General features: G+C 66.7%; 18 protein-coding genes. 7 read left to right on the forward strand and 11 right to left on the reverse strand.

The features are described 5' to 3' along the window. Positions 1-148: 148 nt before the first annotated feature. Positions 149-1,183 carry an L-threonine 3-dehydrogenase gene (gene tdh / locus AC3DEZ_RS18410; RefSeq protein WP_447103054.1) on the forward strand — a complete coding sequence of 345 codons (1,035 nt, stop codon included), beginning with the start codon at positions 149-151 and terminating at the stop codon, positions 1,181-1,183. Positions 1,184-1,318: 135 nt separating this feature from the next. Here the strand turns inward: tdh and AC3DEZ_RS18415 are convergent, their stop codons facing one another. From AC3DEZ_RS18415 to AC3DEZ_RS18440, 6 genes are all read right to left on the reverse strand, one after another. Continuing rightward, positions 1,319-2,134 carry a TorF family putative porin gene (locus AC3DEZ_RS18415; protein WP_488389529.1) on the reverse strand — a complete coding sequence of 272 codons (816 nt, stop codon included), beginning with the start codon at positions 2,132-2,134 and terminating at the stop codon, positions 1,319-1,321. A 137-nt stretch (positions 2,135-2,271) separates the two neighbouring features. Further along, on the reverse strand, positions 2,272-3,342 hold the full coding sequence (locus tag AC3DEZ_RS18420; RefSeq protein ID WP_488389530.1) for a sulfate/molybdate ABC transporter ATP-binding protein: 1,071 nt from the start codon (positions 3,340-3,342) through the stop codon (positions 2,272-2,274). 9 nt (positions 3,343-3,351) lie between these two features. After that, positions 3,352-4,314, reverse strand: a complete 963-nt coding sequence (cysW, locus tag AC3DEZ_RS18425; protein ID WP_488389531.1) for a sulfate ABC transporter permease subunit CysW — start codon at positions 4,312-4,314, stop codon at positions 3,352-3,354. Continuing rightward, positions 4,311-5,171, reverse strand: coding sequence for a sulfate ABC transporter permease subunit CysT (cysT, locus tag AC3DEZ_RS18430; protein ID WP_488389532.1), 861 nt, complete (start codon positions 5,169-5,171; stop codon positions 4,311-4,313). Before cysT ends, cysW begins: the two co-directional genes overlap by 4 nt. A 73-nt stretch (positions 5,172-5,244) precedes the next feature. Beyond that, the gene (locus tag AC3DEZ_RS18435) at positions 5,245-6,264 is read right to left on the reverse strand and encodes a sulfate ABC transporter substrate-binding protein (RefSeq protein WP_488389533.1); all 1,020 of its coding nucleotides are present in this window, start codon (positions 6,262-6,264) and stop codon (positions 5,245-5,247) included. A gap of 14 nt (positions 6,265-6,278) precedes the next feature. Then, positions 6,279-7,697: an OprO/OprP family phosphate-selective porin gene (locus AC3DEZ_RS18440; RefSeq protein ID WP_488389534.1), complete on the reverse strand. Its 1,419-nt coding sequence runs from the start codon at positions 7,695-7,697 to the stop codon at positions 6,279-6,281. A gap of 218 nt (positions 7,698-7,915) precedes the next feature. Here AC3DEZ_RS18440 and kbl point away from each other — a divergent pair, with 218 nt between their 5' ends. Then, entirely contained in the window at positions 7,916-9,115 is a 1,200-nt protein-coding gene (gene kbl / locus AC3DEZ_RS18445; RefSeq protein WP_488389535.1) for a glycine C-acetyltransferase, read from the forward strand. 108 nt (positions 9,116-9,223) lie between these two features. On the opposite strand, the gene AC3DEZ_RS18450 is transcribed toward kbl, so the two are convergent. From AC3DEZ_RS18450 to AC3DEZ_RS18465, 4 genes are all read right to left on the reverse strand, one after another. Further along, positions 9,224-10,009, reverse strand: coding sequence for a pseudouridine synthase (locus AC3DEZ_RS18450; RefSeq protein WP_488389536.1), 786 nt, complete (start codon positions 10,007-10,009; stop codon positions 9,224-9,226). 24 nt (positions 10,010-10,033) lie between these two features. After that, positions 10,034-10,537 carry a hypothetical protein gene (locus tag AC3DEZ_RS18455; protein WP_447103063.1) on the reverse strand — a complete coding sequence of 168 codons (504 nt, stop codon included), beginning with the start codon at positions 10,535-10,537 and terminating at the stop codon, positions 10,034-10,036. 224 nt (positions 10,538-10,761) lie between these two features. Continuing rightward, positions 10,762-11,853, reverse strand: a complete 1,092-nt coding sequence (locus AC3DEZ_RS18460; RefSeq protein WP_488389537.1) for an OmpA family protein — start codon at positions 11,851-11,853, stop codon at positions 10,762-10,764. 200 nt (positions 11,854-12,053) lie between these two features. Further along, a complete protein-coding gene (locus AC3DEZ_RS18465) occupies positions 12,054-13,505 on the reverse strand; it encodes a bifunctional 2-methylcitrate dehydratase/aconitate hydratase (RefSeq protein ID WP_488389538.1) in 1,452 nt (483 codons plus the stop codon). A 124-nt stretch (positions 13,506-13,629) separates the two neighbouring features. Here AC3DEZ_RS18465 and AC3DEZ_RS18470 point away from each other — a divergent pair, with 124 nt between their 5' ends. Further along, positions 13,630-14,439, forward strand: coding sequence for a DODA-type extradiol aromatic ring-opening family dioxygenase (locus tag AC3DEZ_RS18470; protein ID WP_488389539.1), 810 nt, complete (start codon positions 13,630-13,632; stop codon positions 14,437-14,439). Positions 14,440-14,481: 42 nt separating this feature from the next. Here the strand turns inward: AC3DEZ_RS18470 and AC3DEZ_RS18475 are convergent, their stop codons facing one another. Then, the gene (locus AC3DEZ_RS18475; RefSeq protein WP_488389540.1) at positions 14,482-15,411 is read right to left on the reverse strand and encodes a LysR family transcriptional regulator; all 930 of its coding nucleotides are present in this window, start codon (positions 15,409-15,411) and stop codon (positions 14,482-14,484) included. Between the two features lie 127 nt (positions 15,412-15,538). Between AC3DEZ_RS18475 and AC3DEZ_RS18480 the strand changes: the two genes are divergently transcribed. The 4 genes from AC3DEZ_RS18480 to AC3DEZ_RS18495 are packed head-to-tail and all read left to right on the forward strand — an operon-like array spanning position 15,539 to position 19,506. Next, a complete protein-coding gene (locus AC3DEZ_RS18480) occupies positions 15,539-16,735 on the forward strand; it encodes an MFS transporter (RefSeq protein WP_488389576.1) in 1,197 nt (398 codons plus the stop codon). 46 nt (positions 16,736-16,781) lie between these two features. Further along, complete coding sequence (locus tag AC3DEZ_RS18485; protein WP_488389541.1) at positions 16,782-17,813, forward strand: aldo/keto reductase; 1,032 nt, start codon at positions 16,782-16,784, stop codon at positions 17,811-17,813. Positions 17,814-17,852: 39 nt separating this feature from the next. Beyond that, positions 17,853-18,872 carry a zinc-binding alcohol dehydrogenase family protein gene (locus AC3DEZ_RS18490; protein WP_488389542.1) on the forward strand — a complete coding sequence of 340 codons (1,020 nt, stop codon included), beginning with the start codon at positions 17,853-17,855 and terminating at the stop codon, positions 18,870-18,872. A gap of 4 nt (positions 18,873-18,876) precedes the next feature. After that, entirely contained in the window at positions 18,877-19,506 is a 630-nt protein-coding gene (locus tag AC3DEZ_RS18495; protein WP_488389543.1) for a LysE family translocator, read from the forward strand. The last annotated feature ends 11 nt before the right edge of the window (positions 19,507-19,517 follow it).

Raw genomic sequence — 19,517 nt, forward strand, 5'->3', positions numbered from 1 at the left:
GGGCCGACCATGACTTTCGGCCTAGGCGCCTGGTGCCCTTCCCCGCACCCGCCGGAACGAAAGTCCGCGCGGACCGCGGCTTACCATACGGTTCCGGCCGCCCGCGTATAATCCGCGCCCTCACCGTCCCGGTCCCGGAACACACTCCATGACGCAAATGATGAAGGCGCTGGTCAAGCGCGAAGCGGCCAAGGGCATCTGGCTGGAAGAAGTGCCGGTGCCGCAGCCCGGCCCGAACGAAGTGCTGATCAAGCTCGAGAAGACCGCCATCTGCGGCACCGATCTGCACATCTTCCTGTGGGACGAATGGAGCCAGCGCACCATCCGTCCGGGCCTGGTGATCGGACACGAGTTCGTCGGCCGCATCGCCCAGATCGGCCCCGGGGTCACCGGCTACACCGTCGGCCAGCGTGTCTCGGCCGAAGGCCACATCGTCTGCGGCCATTGCCGCAACTGCCGCGGCGGCCGCCCGCACCTGTGCCCGAACACGGTCGGCATCGGCGTCAACCGCGATGGCGCGTTCGCCGAGTACATGGTGATGCCGGCCAGCAACCTGTGGCCGATTCCGGATCAGATCCCCAGCGAGCTGGCCGCGTTCTTCGATCCCTATGGCAACGCCGCGCACTGCGCGCTGGAGTTCGATGTCATCGGCGAGGACGTGCTGATCACCGGCGCCGGCCCGATCGGCATCATCGCCGCTGGCATCTGCAAGCATATCGGCGCGCGCAACGTGGTGGTCACCGACGTCAACGACTACCGCCTGAAGCTGGCCGCCGACATGGGCGCGACCCGCGTGGTCAATGTCGCCAACACCTCGCTCAAGGAAGTGATGGCCGATCTGCACATGGAAGGCTTCGACGTGGGCCTGGAAATGAGCGGCAATCCGCGCGCGTTCAACGACATGCTCGACTGCATGTACCACGGCGGCAAGATCGCCCTGCTCGGCATCCTGCCCAAGGGCGCCGGCGTGGACTGGGACCGGATCATCTTCAAGGGCCTGACCGTGCAGGGCATCTACGGCCGCAAGATGTACGAAACCTGGTACAAGATGACCCAGCTGGTGCTGTCCGGCTTCCCGCTGGGCAAGGTGCTGACCCACCAGTTGCCGATCGACGACTTCCAGAAGGGCTTCGACCTGATGGAAGCCGGCAAGGCCGGCAAGGTCGTACTGAGCTGGACCTGAGTCCCGATTCCTTCCCCCGCGAGCGGGGGAAGGTGCCGAAGGCGGATGGGGCAAGCACCGAAGGTGCTTTGCAACAGCCAACAACAAAAAAAGGGCGCCTCGCGGCGCCCTTCTTCTTTCCCGCATGCGGCAGACTCAATTGCCGACGCTGATCGTCAGCGCGACCCGGTTGTCGTAGATCTCGCCATCGGCCTTCAGCACATCGGCGTCGGAACCGAACGTGGTGTAGTAGCCGAGGGTCGCGGTGGCAGGACCGAAGGTCTTGTTGAGGGTCAACGAGCCATCGAAGTAATCGGTGACGCCATAGTTGAAGCGTTCGCCCTCGATCCACTCCTCGCCGTTGTCGATCGAGGTGTAACCGACCGACGCACCCACCGAGAAACCGCTGTCGCCGATGTCGTAGGCGGCGGCCAGGTTGGCATAGCTTTCCTTGGCCTTCGGAGCCAGATCGCCATAGTCCGGCGCATAGGCGAGCATGCCGGAGATTTCCACCGGACCGGCCCAGGTGACCTTGGCGATGTACTCGTTGTAGTCGCCGCTGGACACGCCGGAGCTGGCGCCGTGGTAGGTGTAGCGCACTGCGCTGACGTCCAGGTTCCAGCTGTCGTTGAAGTCATAGCTGTAGCCGACGAAGGCGTCGAGCTCGAAATTCGGGCCGCGCAGCCCGGCTTCCGGATCCGGATCGCCGAAATCGACGTTGGAGCCCCACACGCCCACGTACAGGCCGAACGGCGCGGTGTAGGTCAGGCCGGGCTGGAACGCCGGACCTTCATCGGTCTGGGAAACGCCACGGAAGACATAGTCGGTGGTGACCGCGACCGACCAGGTGACGGGGGATTCGGCTTCGGATTCGGCCTCGGCTTCCACCGCGGCTTCCTGCGCAAACGAAACAAACGGAACCGCCGCCAGCAGGGCGACGGCAAGGGTGGTGCACAACTTGACTGGCTTCATCCGGGCTCTCTCCAGGTTGGTAGCGGCGTGTTGATCGCGCAGGCCGGTCCCACTCCGACCTTGGACACGTGCGATGAGGCACGTGTTTACGGTTTTTTAACCGTCCGCCGGATATTGCGATGCAACAATCGCCGTCGTCAAGTGCCCGGAGCGCCCTCCCCCCAGCCCGCCGGCGCCGGGAACCAGCCGAACCGCGCCGGGACCAGATGCAGGTGCTGCCCGACCGCATGCGCCTGCGCGTGGGCCGGCAGTTCCACCTCGACTTCATGGCGGGACCCGGCCAATTGCGCACGCAGGCGCAGGCGCGGTCCGTTGCGCTGCCCCGACAGCACCGTGGCCGGCCAGCCATGGCCGGCGGGATCGATGCGCAGATCCTCCGGGCGCACGAACACCTCCGCCGCGCCTTCGCCGCGCGCATGCCCCGCCACCGGCAACGCCGCGCCTTCCGCAAGCAGCTCCCCGCCATGCCAGCGCGCCGGCAACCGGTTCACCGCGCCGACGAAGGAATAGATGAAGGGCGAGGCCGGTGCGTCGTAGACCTCGGCCGGCGTGCCGACCTGCTCCAGCCGGCCGGCATTGAGAATCGCCACCCGGTCGGCCAGTTCCAGCGCCTCCTCCTGATCGTGGGTGACGAACAGGGTGGTCAACCCGGTGCGATCATGCAGCTCGCGCAGCCAGCGACGCAGATCCCGGCGGACCTGCGCGTCGAGCGCGCCGAAGGGTTCGTCCAGCAGCAGCACGCGCGGCTCGATCGCGAGCGCGCGCGCCAGCGCCACGCGTTGCCGCTGGCCGCCGGACAGTTGCGCCGGATAGCGCGCGGCCAGTCCTTCCAGTTGCACCAGCGCCAGCAGTTCCTCGACCCGCGCGCGGATGCGCGCTTCCGGCCAGCGCTGCGCGCCGCGCCGTACCCGCAGGCCGAAAGCGATGTTGCCGGCAACGTCGAGGTGGCGGAACAGCGCATAGTGCTGGAACACGAAACCGGCGCGGCGCGCCTGCACGCTCAGACCCGCCGCGTCCTCGCCATCCAGCAGCACCCGGCCATGATCGGCGTGTTCCAGTCCGGCGATGATCCGCAGCAGCGTCGTCTTGCCGGATCCGGAAGGCCCGAGCAGCGCCAACAGTTCGCCCTGCCGCACGTCCAGTCGGATGTCCTGCAGTGCCGTGTAGTTGCCGAACTGCTTGCCCACGTGTTCGATGGTGATGCCCATGTCTCTGCCTCAATGCCGATGATTGGCGGCCAGCGCCTCGCCATGGCGCCATTCCAGGTACGACTTCAGCGCGAGCGTCAGCAGCGCGGACAGCGCCAGCAGCGAGGCGGCGGCGAACGCGGCGCTGTAGGCGTATTCGTTGTAGAGGATTTCCACGTGCAGCGGCAGCGTGTTGGTGCGCCCGCGGATGTGCCCGGACACCACCGACACCGCGCCGAACTCGCCCATCGCGCGCGCACTGCACAGCAGTACGCCATACAGCAGCGCCCAGCGGATGTTCGGCAGGGTCACGCGCCAGAAGGCCTGCCAGCCCGTGGCGCCCAGGCTGAGCGCGGCCAGTTCCTCGTCGGTGCCCTGCTGTTCCATCAGCGGCATCAACTCGCGGGCGATGAAGGGAAAGGTGACGAAGATCGTCGCCAGCACGATGCCGGGCAGCGCGAAGATGATCTTCGGCAACTGCAGCGTCACCTCGCCCAGCACCGGCAGCGAGAGGCGCCACCCCTCGTCGATGAGCGGCCAGGCCCAGCCCTGCGCGCCGAAGATCAGCACGAAGATCAGGCCGGCCACCACCGGCGACACCGCGAACGGGAGGTCAATCAGGGTCACCAGCCAGCGCTTGCCGGGGAACTCGTGCTTGCTGACCGCCCAGGCCGCCGCCACGCCGAAGATCAGGTTCAAAGGCACGACGATCGCGGTGACCAGCAAAGTCAGGCGGATCGCCGCCAGCGCATCGGGTTCCCGGATTGCGGTGAGGAATGCGGTCCAGCCTCCCCGCAACGCCTCGACGAACACCAGCAGCAGCGGCAACAGCAGGAACGCCAGCAGGAAGACCAGCGCGCCAATGATCAGCAGGGCCCGCGCCCAGCCCGGCTCGGCCGTGGCCGACCGCGCTCGGCGCGCCGGGCGGCCGGAGGAGACATCGACCAGGGAATCGTGCGGCAGCGGGATCACGGCGGATATGGCCTCGCTCATCCCTGGCTCCGTGCGGTCCGCGCCAGGCGGGACTGCAGGCTGTTGATGGCCAGCAACAGCACGAAGGAAAGCAGCAGCATCGCGGCGGCGATCGCGGTCGCCCCCGCGTAGTCGAATTCTTCCAGTTTGATGGTGATCAGCAACGGCGCGATCTCGGACACGCCGGGCAGGTTGCCGGCGATGAAAATCACCGACCCGTACTCGCCCACGCCGCGCGCGAACGCCAGCGCGAAGCCTGCCAGCACCGCCGGCCACAGGCCGGGCAGCACGACCCGGCGGATCGTCTGCCAGCGGTTCGCACCCAGGGTCGCCGCGGCCTCTTCCAGTTCGCGCTCGGTTTCGGCCAGCACCGGCTGCACCACCCGCACCACGAACGGCAGGCCGATGAACACCAGCGCCACGGTGATGCCCAGCGGGGTATAGGCCACCTTCACTCCCGCCGCTTCCAGCCAGCGCCCCAGCCAGCCGGTCGGGCCATACAGCGCGGTGAGCGCGATGCCCGCCACCGCGGTCGGCAATGCGAACGGCAGATCGATCATCGCGTCGAACAGGCGCTTGCCCGGAAACCGGTAGCGCACGAACACCCATGCCACCCACGTCCCCATCACGGCGTTGAACGCCGCCGCCGCCAGCGCGGTGCCGAAACTCACCCATAGCGCCGACAACACGCGCGGTTCGGTCCAGATCCGCCACAGCCCGTCCAATCCCAACCCGCTTGCCTTGACGAACACGCCCACCAGCGGAATCAGCACGATCAGCCCCAGCCAGGCCAGCGTGTAGCCCAGGCTGAGGCCGAAACCGGGCAGGATCCGACGGCGACGTCCCGCCGCGGGCCGCGCGTCAATCACCGCGGCCATTCATGCCTCCGCACATGGACGAAGCACCGCGACACCCGTGTTGGAACATGCACCGACATCGGCATTCACCCGCTTACCTCGCCTGGATCTGATCGAACACGCCGCCATCGGCGAAGTGGGTGGCCTGGGCCTTGGCCCACGAGCCGAACACCTTGTCGATGGTCACCAGTTCCAGCTTCGGAAACCGCGCCACGTCGGCCGGCGCCGCGTATTGCGGATAGCGTGGCCGGTAGTAGTGCTTGGCCGCCAGCCGCTGTCCGGTGGGCGAATACAGGAACTGCAGGTAGGCCTGCGCGGCCTCGCGCGTCCCATGCTTGTCGACGTTCTTGTCGACCAGCGCCACCGGCGGCTCCGCCAGGATAGACAGCGACGGCACCACGATGTCGAACTTGTCCGGACCCAGTTCCTCGATCGACAGGAACGCCTCGTTTTCCCACGCGAGCAGCACATCGCCGATGCCGCGCTGGACGAAAGTGGTGGTGGCGCCACGCGCGCCGGTATCCAGTACCGGCACGTTGCGGAACAGCGCGCGCACGAAGTTGCGGGTCTTGGCCTCGTCGCCCTTGAAGATCTTCAGGCCATAGGCCCAGGCGGCGAGGTAGTTCCAGCGCGCGCCGCCGGAGGTCTTCGGATTCGGCGTGATCACCGAAGTACCCGGCTTCACCAGATCCACCCAATCCTTGATCTTCTTCGGATTGCCCTTGCGCACCAGGAACACGATGGTGGAGGTGTAGGGTGCGCTGTTCTCCGGCAGGCGCGATTGCCAGTTCGCCGGGAACAGGCGCGCACGCTGGGCGATGGAATCCACATCATAGGCCAGCGCAAGCGTGACCACATCGGCTTCAAGTCCATCGATGACTGCACGCGCCTGTTTTCCGGAACCACCGTGCGAGGTTTCCACCTCGACTTTCTGGCCTTTCTTCTGTTGCCATTCCCTGGCGAAGGCGGCATTGAACTCGCGATAGAACTCGCGGGTGGGATCGTAGGAAACATTCAGCAGCTTCACATCTCGCGCACCTGCCGCGGCGGCCACGGTCAGGCCGAAAGCGATCAGCAGGGTGCGCAGGTGACGTCGCAGGGAAGAGTTGCTCATGGGGATCTCCGGAATCAGAAGGCGACCTGCAGGCGCGAGAAGATCGCCTTCTCGTCCTCGCGGTCGGCGGCGTTGATGGCGCCACCCTTGAAGGTCGTGTCCAGGTAGTTGAAGACGAGCTTGAGATTGCTGGTGAGGTACCAGTTCAGGCCCAGCGTCCAGTTGCGCGCCTGGCGGGCCGAGGTCGCGGCGTCGGCGAACAGCGGAAAGGCGTCGTCATCGATATCGAGTGCGCCGTAGCGGGCGATCAGTTCGAATGCGCCCCAGCCTTCCCCACCCGGACGGAACGGGCGCGACGGTTTCACCACGCCGCGATAGCTGGCGTCCTCGCCGGTCAGCACCCACTGCGCGGTCGCCTGCCAGGCCGTGTTCTCCAGCTTGTCGCGCCGGCCCGCATTCGCCCCGCTGACGACCACGACCTCCTGGCGCGACTGGATGTACTCGCCCAGCAAACCGAACCGGCCCAGGTAGTAGTAAGCCTGCGGCGACAACCGGAAATGTTCCCCATCCGCATTCACCGCCGAACGATAGGCAAAGAACTGCGCCTGTCCCGCCGTCCGGTAACGTGGCAGGAAATTGTTGCCGGCTCCGCGCTTGTCGCCGATGCTCGCGCCCAATCCGAAGCCCAGGCCGGACCATGCACTGGCATCGTTGCGGAAAGGCTCGAAGAACACCCGCCCCGCGTATTCGAACTCGTTGTCCGGATTGCTGGTGACCGCATCACGCCCGTCGACCGTGCCGTTGAACACACCCAGCGCATAGCTGAAGCGGCCATCGGCCACGTCTCCCTGGAGCTGCACGCCGATGTCGCGGTTGGGCGCCAGTTCGCTGGGCAGAGAACGTTCCACCGCCGACAGCGCCGACGACGATTGCAGCCGCTCCAGGCCCACTGGCGAGGTGAATTTGCCGACCCGCAACGTGTACGCCGGATTGAAACGGAGGTCCACATAGGCGTCGACGATGCTCGCATTGTCGCCCGCGAACTCCGGGGTCAGGCGGAAGCCGACCAGCTTGCCCAGCGAGCCTTCGATGATCGGGCGCGCAGTGCGGATCAGGAAGGTGTCGTTCTGCGCCGGCGCCTGATCGTCGAGGAAGAAGCGGCCGTCGCCCTGGATCAGTCCGCGCAGGCGAATCTCGTAGTCGCCGCCGGCCGACTTGAACGAAGCCCCCTTGTCGTTGACGGCGATGACGGGCGCATCCTTGGCTTTGGCCACCTGTTCTTCCTGCTGCAGCTCCAGACGCCGCTCCAGCACCCGCAGGCGCTGGTCCAGGTCCGCCAATCCGCCCTCGCCGACAACCTCGCCTGTCTCCGCGACGGTACCGCCGAGGCGGCGCTCCAGGGCTTCCAGCCGCTGCTGCAGTTCTTCCACCGTGGGTTTGTGCTGCTGCGCGGCCGCCGGCAGGGCCAGCGAACACAGCAGCGCGGCTGCCAACCGCTTAGGCCGCCTGTCCGCCCGCACCGCCTGCCCATGTCCACGCATCGCAAGGTTCCCCGCATGTGGTCTTTCGACCGGAACCGTTGATGCTGCGGATGCACATTGCACCCGGGAAATGACTTGAGGGCCGATCCTTATGCCGCATCGGCATGACACCGGCATGGGTGCGGCGGAGACCGTTAAAATGACGGCTTCCCGCCATCCCCGAGCCGTCCATGTCCGAATCGCTGACCGCCCGCTACGCCGCCGAGCTGGAGACCCTGCAGGCGCAGGGCCTGTTCAAGTCCGAGCGCATCATCACCAGCCCGCAGTCGGCCGAGATCACCCTGGCCGACGGACGCACGGTGCTGAACTTCTGCGCCAACAACTATCTTGGCCTGGCCGATCATCCCGACGTGATCGAAGCGGCCAAGCAGGCTCTGGACAGCCATGGCTTCGGCATGGCCTCGGTGCGCTTCATCTGCGGCACCCAGGATCTGCACAAGCAACTTGAAAAAACCATCGCCGATTTCTTCGGCACCGAGGACACCATCCTGTATGCGGCGTGCTTCGATGCCAATGGCGGCCTGTTCGAACCGCTGCTGGACGAGAACGACGCGATCATCTCCGACGCCCTCAACCACGCCTCGATCATCGACGGCGTGCGCCTGTGCAAGGCCAAGCGGTTCCGCTACGCCAACTGCGACATGGCCGACCTGGAAGCCCAATTGCAGGCCGCCGATGCCGCAGGCTGCCGGACCAAGCTGATCACCACCGACGGCGTGTTCTCGATGGACGGATTCATCGCCCCGCTCGACGAAATCACCGCACTGGCGAAGAAATACAACGCGCTGGTGCACATCGACGAATGCCATGCCACCGGTTTCCTCGGCGCCACCGGCCGAGGTTCGGCCGAGGTGAAGGGGGTGCTGGATCGCATCGACATCTTCACCGGCACGCTGGGCAAGGCGATGGGCGGTGCTCTGGGCGGTTTCACCACCGCGAAGAAGGAAGTGATCGAACTGCTGCGTCAGCGCTCGCGCCCCTACCTGTTCTCCAACTCGCTGCCGCCGCACGTCGTGTCCGCCGGCATCAAGGCCTTCGAGATGCTGTCCTCGGCCGGTGACCTGCGCGTGCAGTTGCAGGAAAACACCCGTTACTTCCGCGAGCGCATGGGCGCCGCCGGCTTCGACATCAAGCCCGGCGTGCATCCGATCTGCCCGGTGATGCTGTACGACGCACCGCTGGCGCAGCGCTTCGCCGCGCGTTTGCTGGAGGAAGGCATCTATGCCATCGGCTTCTTCTTCCCGGTGGTCGGCAAGGGCCAGGCCCGCATCCGCACCCAGATGAGCGCGGCGCATACCCGCGAACATCTGGATCGCGCGATCGATGCCTTCACCCGCATCGGCCATGAGCTCGGGGTATTGAAGAGCTGAGGCGGCTTCCCACCGATCGCAACGGGGCAGGCTCCGCTCTGACATTCCTGTAAGAGCCGGGCTTGCTCGGCGCGGAGATTCCCTCGAAACAGCGGAGCACGCTCCGCTCTACGCCAGGGCCGCGATTTCATCCCGGGTCAGAGGACGCCATGCGCCCTTTGCCAGATCACCCAGCGGCAGCGGGCCGATCGCGACCCGCACCAGCCGCAGCACCTGGATATCGAAGGCCTCCAGCAGGCGCCGTATGTGTCGGTTGCGGCCTTCATCGAGCTGGATTTCCAGCCATGCATTCTTCTCGCCGCCACGCAGCAGCGATGCCGACTTCGCCCGCAGCGTTTCGCCGTCCTTGTCCACGCCCTGCCGCAAGCGCAGGAGCAGCGCGTCGTCGGGAATGCGGTTTATCTGGACGTGATAGGTCTTGTCGGGGCCGCGTTCGGGAGACGTGATCGCGGCGGCCCATTCGGGGTCGTTGGTGAACAGCAGCAGGCCTTCGCTGGCTTTGTCCAGGCGCCCCACCGGACCGATCCATGGCAGGCCCGCACCTTCGAAACAGCGATAGACCGTGTCGCGCCCCTGCTCGTCGCTCGCCGTGGTCAGCAGGCCACGGGGCTTGTTGAGCATCAGGTACGTGCGCTCGCCGGCGCCTACCGGCTTGCCATCGACGCTGAGCCGGTGCCTGCCCTGGACCACAGGAAATTCGGGATCCCGGACAATCCGTCCCTCCACACCGACCCGGCCGGCCAGCACCCAACGTGTCGCTTCGCTTCGCGAACAGAGGCCCAGCTTGGAGAGGACGCGCGCTACCCCGTGGCGGGGCGGTAGACCCTGGTCGCCTGCGGGGACACCAGCCCCTGTACGCGGACGCGCGCGGGCGCCATGGACGGGACGAGCCATGGCCGTCGGCGCGGAACTGCGGGATTACTTCTTGGCTTCAGGTGCCGGTGCAGCCGGAACCGCCGGTGCGGGAGCCGCGGTGGCGCCGGCGCCCTTGGCCACGCGCACGCCGCGCGCCTTCATCCAGGCGTCAAACTCTTCGGCGGTCATGCGCTTGCCGTTCTGGTTCATGTCGAACCGCCACGGCGTGTTGTCGTACTGGGTCTTCGGCTTGTAGCCCGAAGGATCGTTGGCATTGGCCGCCGCGGGGAGGGCGGGCATCGCCTTGGCGACGTTCTGGCATCCTTCGATGCGCAACCGCATCAGCACGCGATCCACCGACAGCGCCTCATCCAGCGCCTGGGTCAACACACCGCTGGGCGCGCCCAGTTGGGACACCGTGGGCGTGAACTCGGAAGCCACCGGCTCCAGCACCGTCGCGCGTACCGGCAGCGGCGGCGGCACCAGACTGCCACTGCAATTCTGGGCGGCGTTCGCGGCGGGGATGGCGGCAAGACCGGCCAGACCGGCAAGAAGAAGGTGGCGCATGCGGATACCCCGGCAATCGAACGAGCCCGCAGTGTAAGAAGCGTGGTCCGCGATATCAAGGAAAGCCTTACCTGTTTCCGCCAAGTGGTTGACGCTTCTGTGGCTATGCGCACGAAAGCGATTGCGGAGGAATGGTGGTTGAGCTCGCCTGGCCATTTCCGGACATGAAAAAACAAAGCCCGGCACGAGGCCGGGCTTTGTGTGTTGCGGGAAGCGACGTCCGATCAGTTCTGGACGTTCAGTTCCGTACGACGGTTGCGTGCACGGCCTTCCTTGGTGTCGTTGGTGTCGATCGGACGGCTCTCGCCGTAACCGTTCGGTCCAATCAGACGCGAAGCGTCAACACCGTTGCTGGTCAGGTACTCGTACACGGCCTTGGCGCGACGCTCCGACAGCTTCTGGTTGTAGGCGTCGGTACCGACGGAGTCGGTGTGACCGGCGACTTCGACCTTCAGGTCGGGGTAACGCTTCAGGATTTCCACGGCCTCGCCCAGGATGGCGACCGCGTCAGGACGCAGCACCGACTTGTCGAAGTCGAAGTTCACGCCCTTCAGGTCGATCGAGACCGGGACCGGGCAGCCGTCCGGACCGATGGTCTGGCCAGCCTGCGAACCCGGGCACTTGTCGTCACAGTTGTTGACGCCGTCGCCGTCGTCATCCAGGTCGGCGCAGCTCGGAGCCGGTGCCGGCGCCGGGGGGGCCGGCGGAGCGGCTTCCGGACCCAGCGGGATGATGATGCCGACCGAAGCCAGCAGATCGGCGAAATCGTCGCCGTCATCGATCGAACCGTCATACGACGGACCGATGGCCTGGTCGTCGAAATCGATGCGGTAGGCGAGTTCGGTGCGGACGCCAACGCGGCCCAGCTTGGCCTGGATACCACCACCCAGCTTGGCGGCGAAGTTGTTGTCCTTGCGCTCACCCGGCGAGTTCGCGTTCGGGAATGCGTCGAACTCTTCTTCCGAACGCTGCAGGCCCAGACCGGCCAGCAGGTACGGATGCCAGTTGCGGTCCGACAGCCAGAAGTGGCGGCGCAGGTCCAGCGAAACGCCGTACTGGCTCCAGTTCAGGTTGACGTTCTTTTCGAACTGGGTGTTCTGGTAGTTGATTTCACCATCCAGCGACCAGTTCGGGCTGATGAACTTGCCCAGACCGATGGCACCGAACGGAGCATCGTCGGTGTTGCGGTCGTTGTCCTGGACGTTGATGCCGGCGGAACCGGTCAGGTACCAACGGTCGTCAAACTCCTGGGCGGAAGCAGCTTGCGCCAGGCTCAGACCGCTCAGCAGCGCGGCACAAAGCAGTTTCTTGTTCATTTGCAGCTCCTTGTCTAAATCAGCAGTTGTAGAAAAACCGAAGCGCTTAACTCGCGTTTTTTCCAGCTTTCTTATGGTTGTGCGGACGGCCGTCACGCTCGCCATCCTGAACAGATTATGCGGGAGGAAGTGAAGACAGCGTTAACGGTACCATAACAAGTCCGTTCCGCCAAGGAAATCGGCTCGCCGGTGCAGGCAATTCATGCCACCTCGCACAGCCCCATCAGCTCGTCCACCGCCAGCGCATCCAGGCGCTCGGGAACCGCCGCCAGGTCCAGCAGACGATCGACCCGGGCAGCGGGCAGGTGTCCCCGCAGCGCGGCTTCGCATTTTTCCATCAGCAGGGGAAAGCCTTCCTTCCGTCGCCGCCGATGGCCGACAGGGTAATCGATCGCGACCCGTTCGGACCGGCTTCCATCGGTGAAGAACACCTGCACCGCATTGCCGATGAAGCGCCGGCCAGGGTCCAGGTAGTCCCGGGTGAACTGCTCGTTTTCCTTGACAATCATCAAGTTACGAAGCCGATCGATGCGCGGATCGGCGGCTCGCGCGTCGCCGTAGTCCGCCGCCTCCAACTGCCCGAAAATCAGCGGGACCGCCACCATGTACTGGAGGCAATGGTCCCGATCGGCGTAGTTGGCCAGGGGGCCGGTCTTGTCGATGATGCGCCTTCCCGCCTCCTGGGTTTCGATGACCACCCGCTCCACCTGCTCCAACCGGGGAGCCACCCGGGGATGCAGGCGCAGGGCGCATTCGACCGCGGTCTGCGCGTGGAACTCCGCCGGATGGCTGATCTTGAACAGCACGTTCTCCATGACGTAGCTGCCGAATGGCCGCTCGAACCGGAACGGCTGGCCGCCGAAGACGACATCGTAGAAACCCCAGCTCCGCGCGCTCAGCGCGCTGGGGTAACCGGTTTCGCCACGCACGGCGTCCAGGGCATGGATGACCGCGCGGCGGCAGGCGTCGCCGGCCGCCCAGCTCTTGCGCGGTCCGGTGTTCGGCGCGTGCCGGTAAGTCCGCAGCACACCGTTGTCGATCCAGCTGTTGGAAATGGCATTGACGATCTGCGCGTGTGTGCCGCCGAGCATATGGGTCGCCAGGGCGGTGGACGCCAGCCGGACGAGGATGACGTGATCCAGGCCGACCCGGTTGAACGCATTGAGCAGGGCGTAGCCCCCCTGGATTTCATGCGCCTTGATGGCGAATCCCAGCAGATCGCGCACTGTCAGTGGCGCGCGTCCCTCGCGACGTGCCTGACGGCTCAGGTAGTCGCCGAGCGCCAGGAGCGTTCCCAGATTGTCGGAAGGGTGGCCCCATTCGGCCGCGAGCCAGGTGTCGTTGAAGTCCAGCCAGCGGATCTGGGTGCCGATCGCGAATGCCGCCTGGACGGGATCCAGTTCGTGCGCCGTGCCCGGTATCCGCACGCCGCCAGCCATCTCCGCCCCCGGCACCACCGGGCCCAGGTGACGGACGCATTCGGGAAACTTCATCGCCAGCATCGCGCAGGCCAGCGAATCCAGCAGCACCAGACGCGCGGTGTCATAGGCTTCACCGGAATCGATGCGGTATCCGGTCACGTAGTCGGCCACCTCGACCATCGGCGAATCGGGCGCCGGCCGTTGTGCCGAACGGAGATCGTCCTGGCCCATGTGGCCTCCTGCAATGGCGACGCCCCATCTTGCCAGAGCAACTGCGAAGGGAAAGGCGATGGCGTTCCGGCGCCGCAACACATCGGTGTGCCGGCACCTATTGGCGGAGGCACCGGGCGGGCCCATGCTGCACGCCATGGATACCCCTGCCGCCCTGCCCGCCGTTTTCCTGTCCCACGGTTCGCCGATGCTGGCGATCGAGGACTCACCCACCGGCCGTTTCCTGGACCGGCTGGGTGAACTGCTGCCACGCCCGCGTGCCATCGTGGTGGCATCGGCGCACTTCATGGCGCCGGTCACGACCGTCACCGCCACGGAGGCGCCGCGCACCATCCATGACTTCGGCGGCTTCCCTGCTCCGCTGTACGAGATCCGATATCCGGCGCAGGGTTCGCCCGCGCTGGCGTCGACCGTGGTCGAACTGCTGGGCGACGCCGGCATCGAGGCCACCCAGGACGATCGTCACGGCATCGACCACGGGGTCTGGGTACCGCTTCGGCGGATGTACCCGCAGGCCGACATTCCGGTGGTCGCGCTGTCGGTGAATCCCGACGGTGACGCGGAAGAGCACTACCGCGTCGGCCGTGCGCTGGCGCCCTTGCGCGCCGATGGCGTACTGGTGGTGGGCTCGGGCGGCTTTTCGCACAACCTGCGCGCGCTCGACTGGGGCCATCCGGACGCCGCCGAATTCCCCTGGGTCGCCGCCTTCACCGACGCGTTGCGCACGAAGCTGGAAGCCGGCGATACCGCCGGTGCGCTGGACTGGCGCGCGTTGCCGGACGCCCTGCGCAACCACCCGACCCAGGAACACCTGTATCCGCTGTACGTCGCGCTCGGCGCCGGCGGCGAAGCGGCGCATGGGCGACTGCTGCATCGCGACGTGGAAATGGCGGGTCTGGCGCTGGATGCGTTTGCGTTCGACACCTGGACCTGAGTACGCCCGGCCGGCCAACCCGATCAGGCCAACTCAGGAGCATCAATTCCCGGGGAACGACAGTCCCCGTTCCCAGGGCGGGTCCTCGCCGAACCGGGCCGCCAGCAGATCGATGAACGCGCGCACCCGCGGCGGCACCAGCCGCCGCTGCGGCATCACCGCGCTGATCGCGGTCGTCGCCGGCGGATACATCGGCAGCACGACTTCCAGCCGACCGGCACGCAGATCCTCGACGACGTGCCACAGGGAGTGCACCGCGATGCCTTCGCCCGCGACCGCCGCATCGCGCAGCAGTTCGCCGAAATTGCTTTCATAGCGCCCGTTCACCCGCACCGCCACTTCCTTGCCCTGCGGATCCTGCAGACGCCACACATCCTGCCGGCCCTGGCTGCCGACCAGCAGCAGGCATTCGTGCTGGGCGAGCTGTTCCGGGTGCAGCGGGCGACCGCGCCGCCGCAGGTAGTCGGGCGACGCGCATAGCAGCCGCCGGTTGGGCGCGATGCGGCGCGCGACCAATCCCGAGTCCTCGAGCGCGCCGATGCGGATCGCCAGGTCGAAGCCTTCGCTGACCAGGTCGACCACCTGATCGCTCAGATGCACCGCCATGCGCAGTTTGGGATGCGCGGCCAGGAACGCAGGCAGCAGCGGCGAGACGTACTGCCGACCGAAAGTCGCCGACAAAGTCACCCGCAGCGTGCCGGCCACCTCGGTGGCGGCTTCGCGCAGGCCGGCCCCCAGCGACTCCAGGTCCTCCACCAGCACCCGGCCCTGCTGGGCCAGCGCCGCGCCTTCCGGGGTGGGATGCAGGCGGCGGGTGGTCCTGTGCAGCAGGCGCACGCCCAGTTCGCGCTCCAGCCGCTTCAGGCGCTGGCTGGCGACCGCCACCGACAGGTCCAGGCTGTGCGCCGCCGCGGTGATGGAGCCCAGGTCGAGTACGCGCAGGAACAGGGTCAGGTCGCCGACACGATCCATGATTATCAAATATTCATTGATAGTGATTCGACATATTCGCGCTTTTTCGCGATTTGTGGAAGGTCCAGAGTTCGCACCTTCCCCACCCGGACCCCACCCCGTGACCGCTGCCGCTCCCCGCACCCGCATGCCGATCGCGCTGTACGCCCTGACCGCCGGTGCGTTCGGTATCGGCACCACCGAATTCGTCATCATGGGCCTGCTGATGCAGGTCGCCACCGATCTGCATGTCTCCATCGCCGCCGCCGGCCTGCTGATCTCCGGCTACGCGCTGGGCGTGTTCGCCGGGGCGCCGCTGCTGACCGCGGCCACCAGCCGGATGCCGCGCAAGGCGGTACTGGTCGCGCTGATGATCATCTTCACCCTCGGCAACCTGGCCTGCGCGATCGCGCCGGACTACACCACGCTGATGATCGCGAGGGTGATCACCTCGCTGGCGCACGGTACCTTCTTCGGCGTCGGCGCGGTGGTCGCCACCGGCCTGGTCGCCGAGGATCGCAAGGCATCAGCCATCTCGATCATGTTCACCGGCCTGACCGTGGCGACCCTGCTCGGCGTCCCCGCCGGCGCCTGGCTGGGTCTGCAGTTCGGCTGGCGCGCCACGTTCTGGGCGGTGACCGCGATTGGCGTGATCGCGACCCTGGTGATCGCCACCCTGGTGCCAGCCGATCGCGGCGACGCCGCGCCGATCGCGTTCCGCGAGGAAATGAAGTCGATCGCGCAACCGCAGGTCCTGCTGGGCCTGCTGATGACGGTACTGGGCTTCGGCGGCATGTTCACCGTCTACACCTATATCCAGCCGCTGCTCACCCAGGTCACCGGTTTCGCCGATGCGGCGGTCTCGCCCATCCTGCTGGTGTTCGGCGTTGGCATGATCATCGGCAACCTGCTGGGCGGCCGCTTCGCCGACCGCCGCCTGCAGCCCGCGCTGCTCGCCACCTTGATTGCGCTGGCGTTGGTGATGGGCCTGATGAGCTTCGCCCTGCACAGTCGGTGGGCGATGGTGCTGTTCACCGGCCTGCTCGGCGCCGCCGCGTTCGCCACGGTCTCGCCGCTGCAGTTGTGGGTGCTGCAGAAAGCCGGCGCCGCGCAGAGCCTGGCTTCCAGCCTGAACATCGGCGCCTTCAACCTGGGCAATGCGATGGGCGCCTGGCTGGGCGGCCTGGTCATCGCCCACGGCGCCGGCCTGTCCGCGCTGACCTGGATCGGCGCGCTGGTCCCGCTGTCGGCTTTCGCGGTGGCGCTGTGGAGCATCGCGCTGGAGCGCCGCCAGCAACGCAAGGCCGTCACGCCCGCCGCGCTCGGCGCCGGCGAATGCGCCTGAAGCGCGCTTCCTTCCTTTCATCTTTCCCCTTTCTGGAGAACCTCCCATGGAAACCCGTTTTCTCGGCCGCTCCGGCCTCAAAGTCTCCGCCCTCGGTTTCGGCGCCGGCACCTTCGGCGGCAAGGGCCCGCTGTTCAGCGCCTGGGGCAACACCGATGTCGCCGAAGCGCGCCGGATGATCGATCTGTGCATCGAGGCCGGCATCAACTTCTTCGACACCGCCGACGTCTATTCCGATGGCGCCTCCGAATCCATCCTTGGCGAAGCCCTGCGCGGCCGTCGCGATCAGGTGATCCTGTCCAGCAAGACCGGCCTGCGCCTGGGTGACGGCGCCAACGACGCCGGTACCTCGCGGCTGCGCCTGCTCAAGGCGGTGGACGCCTCGCTCAAGCGGCTGGATACCGACTACCTGGATCTGCTGCAGTTGCATGCCTTCGATGCGATGACGCCGATCGAGGAAACCCTGTCCACCCTCGACGACCTGGTCCGGGCCGGCAAGGTGCGTTATCTCGGTGTCTCCAACTTCTCCGGCTGGCAGCTGATGAAATCGCTGGGCATCGCCGAGCGCCACGGCTGGAGCCGCTACGTCGCCAACCAGACCTATTACTCGCTGATCGGCCGCGACTACGAATGGGAACTGATGCCGCTCGGCATCGACCAGGGCGTCGGCGCGGTGGTCTGGAGCCCGCTGGGCTGGGGGCGCCTGACCGGCAGGATCCGTCGCGACCAGCCGCTGCCGGAAACCAGCCGCCTACACGACACCGCCGCGATCGGTCCGGCCGTGGATCCCGAGCGCCTGTACCGGATCGTCGACGTGCTCGATGAAATCGCCGCCGAGACCGGCAGGGCGATTCCGCAGATCGCCATCAACTGGCTGTTGCAACGGCCCACCGTGTCGACCGTGCTGATTGGCGCGCGCAACGAGGAGCAACTGAAACAGAATCTTGGCGCGGTCGGTTGGCAGCTCACGTCGGATCAGATCGCCCGCCTGGACGCGGCGAGCGCGACCGAAACGCCGTATCCGTACTATCCCTACTGGCGCGGCCAGTTCGCCGAGCGCAGCCCCCTTCCCGTCTGAACCACCCGTCCGCGCCATCCGCCACAACCGGAGTCCCCCATGAAAGCCGTCGGCCTCACCCGCTATCTGCCCATCGACGATCCGCAGGCGCTGCTGGACATCGAACTGCCCAAGCCCGAACCCACCGGCCACGACATCCTGGTGCGGGTGGAGGCGATCTCGGTCAACCCGGTCGACACCAAGGTGCGCTCGCCCAAGCCGCAGCAGGAAGATCCGCCGCGCGTGCTCGGCTACGACGCCGCCGGCGTGGTCGAGGCGGTCGGCGATCAGGTCACCCTGTTCGCTCCTGGCGACGAGGTCTACTACGCCGGCGACATCACCCGCGCCGGCAGCAATGCGCAGTTCCAGTTGGTCGACGAGCGCATCGTCGGTCGCAAGCCGGCCACCCTGGATTTCGCCCAGGCCGCGGCGCTGCCGCTGACCACCATCACCGCCTGGGAATTGCTGTTCCACCGCATGCCCTATTCGATCGACAACGAATGCAACCGCCGCAGCCTGCTGATCATCGCCGGCGCCGGTGGCGTGGGTTCGATGGCGATCCAGCTGGCGCGCCGCGCCGGTTTCACCGTGATCGCCACCGCGTCGCGGCCGGAGACGATCGAATGGTGCCGTTCGCTCGGCGCCCATCACGTCATCGATCACCGTCAGGACCTGGCGCCGCAGCTGGTCGCGATCGGATTCGCGCAGGTCGATGCCGTGCTGAACCTGGCCGACACCGATCGCTACTGGGCCGCCATCGGCGAAATCATCGCTCCGCTCGGCCACGTCGGATTGATCGTCGAGCCCAGGGGCGAACTGCGCATCGGCGATCCCTACAAGGCCAAGTCGGTCGGCATCCACTGGGAAATGATGTTCGCGCGCCCGCGCTTCCAGACGCCCGACCTGATCGAACAGCATCGACTGCTCAGCCGCGCCGCCAGCCTGATCGATGCAGGCGAACTGCGCAGCAACCATCACGAGACACTGGGACCAATCAACGCCGCCAACCTGCGCGAAGCGCATCGCCGGCTGGAATCGGGCGCCACCATCGGCAAGCTCGTGCTGGCCGGCTGGGAATGACGGCGTGAGCGCCGGTGGCTGGTGGCTGTTCTGTACCCTGTCGTTGATCACCGCGTTCACGCCGGGACCGGCGGTGCTGCTGGCGGTCTCCAATGCCACCGTGCTGGGCGCGCGGCGGGCGCTGATCAGTTCCGTCGGCAATGCCACCGGCGTGTTCGTCGTCGCGGTCACCGCGCTGCTGGGACTGGGCGCCCTTTTGCAGGCATCGTCCGCCGCGTTCACCGCGCTCAAGATCGCCGGTGCGGCTTATCTGGTCTATCTGGGTATCCGCCAATGGCGCAGCCCGCCGCCGTTCGCGGCCGGCGCTTCGCCAGCGCCGGCAAACGGCGATGCGTGGCGGTTGTTCGGCCAGGGCGTGCTGGTGGCGGCAACCAATCCGAAGAGCATCCTGTTCTTCACCGCGCTGCTGCCTCAATTCATGCAACCACAGGCGTCACCGTGGCGGCAGGGTCTGCTGCTCACCCTCACTTTCGCCGTCTGCACGGTGCTGTCGCATCTCTGCTACGTCGCCGCCGCACGCCGTCTGCATCGTTGGCTCGGCGGTAGCCGCGGGCGCTGGTGGCAGCGCGTCAGCGGCACGCTGTTCATCGGCCTGGGACTGGGCCTGCTGCGATTGCGCAGGCAGGCCGTCTGATGCCCTGCGGG

This window comes from Pseudoxanthomonas sp. 134C1 (assembly GCF_057773065.1).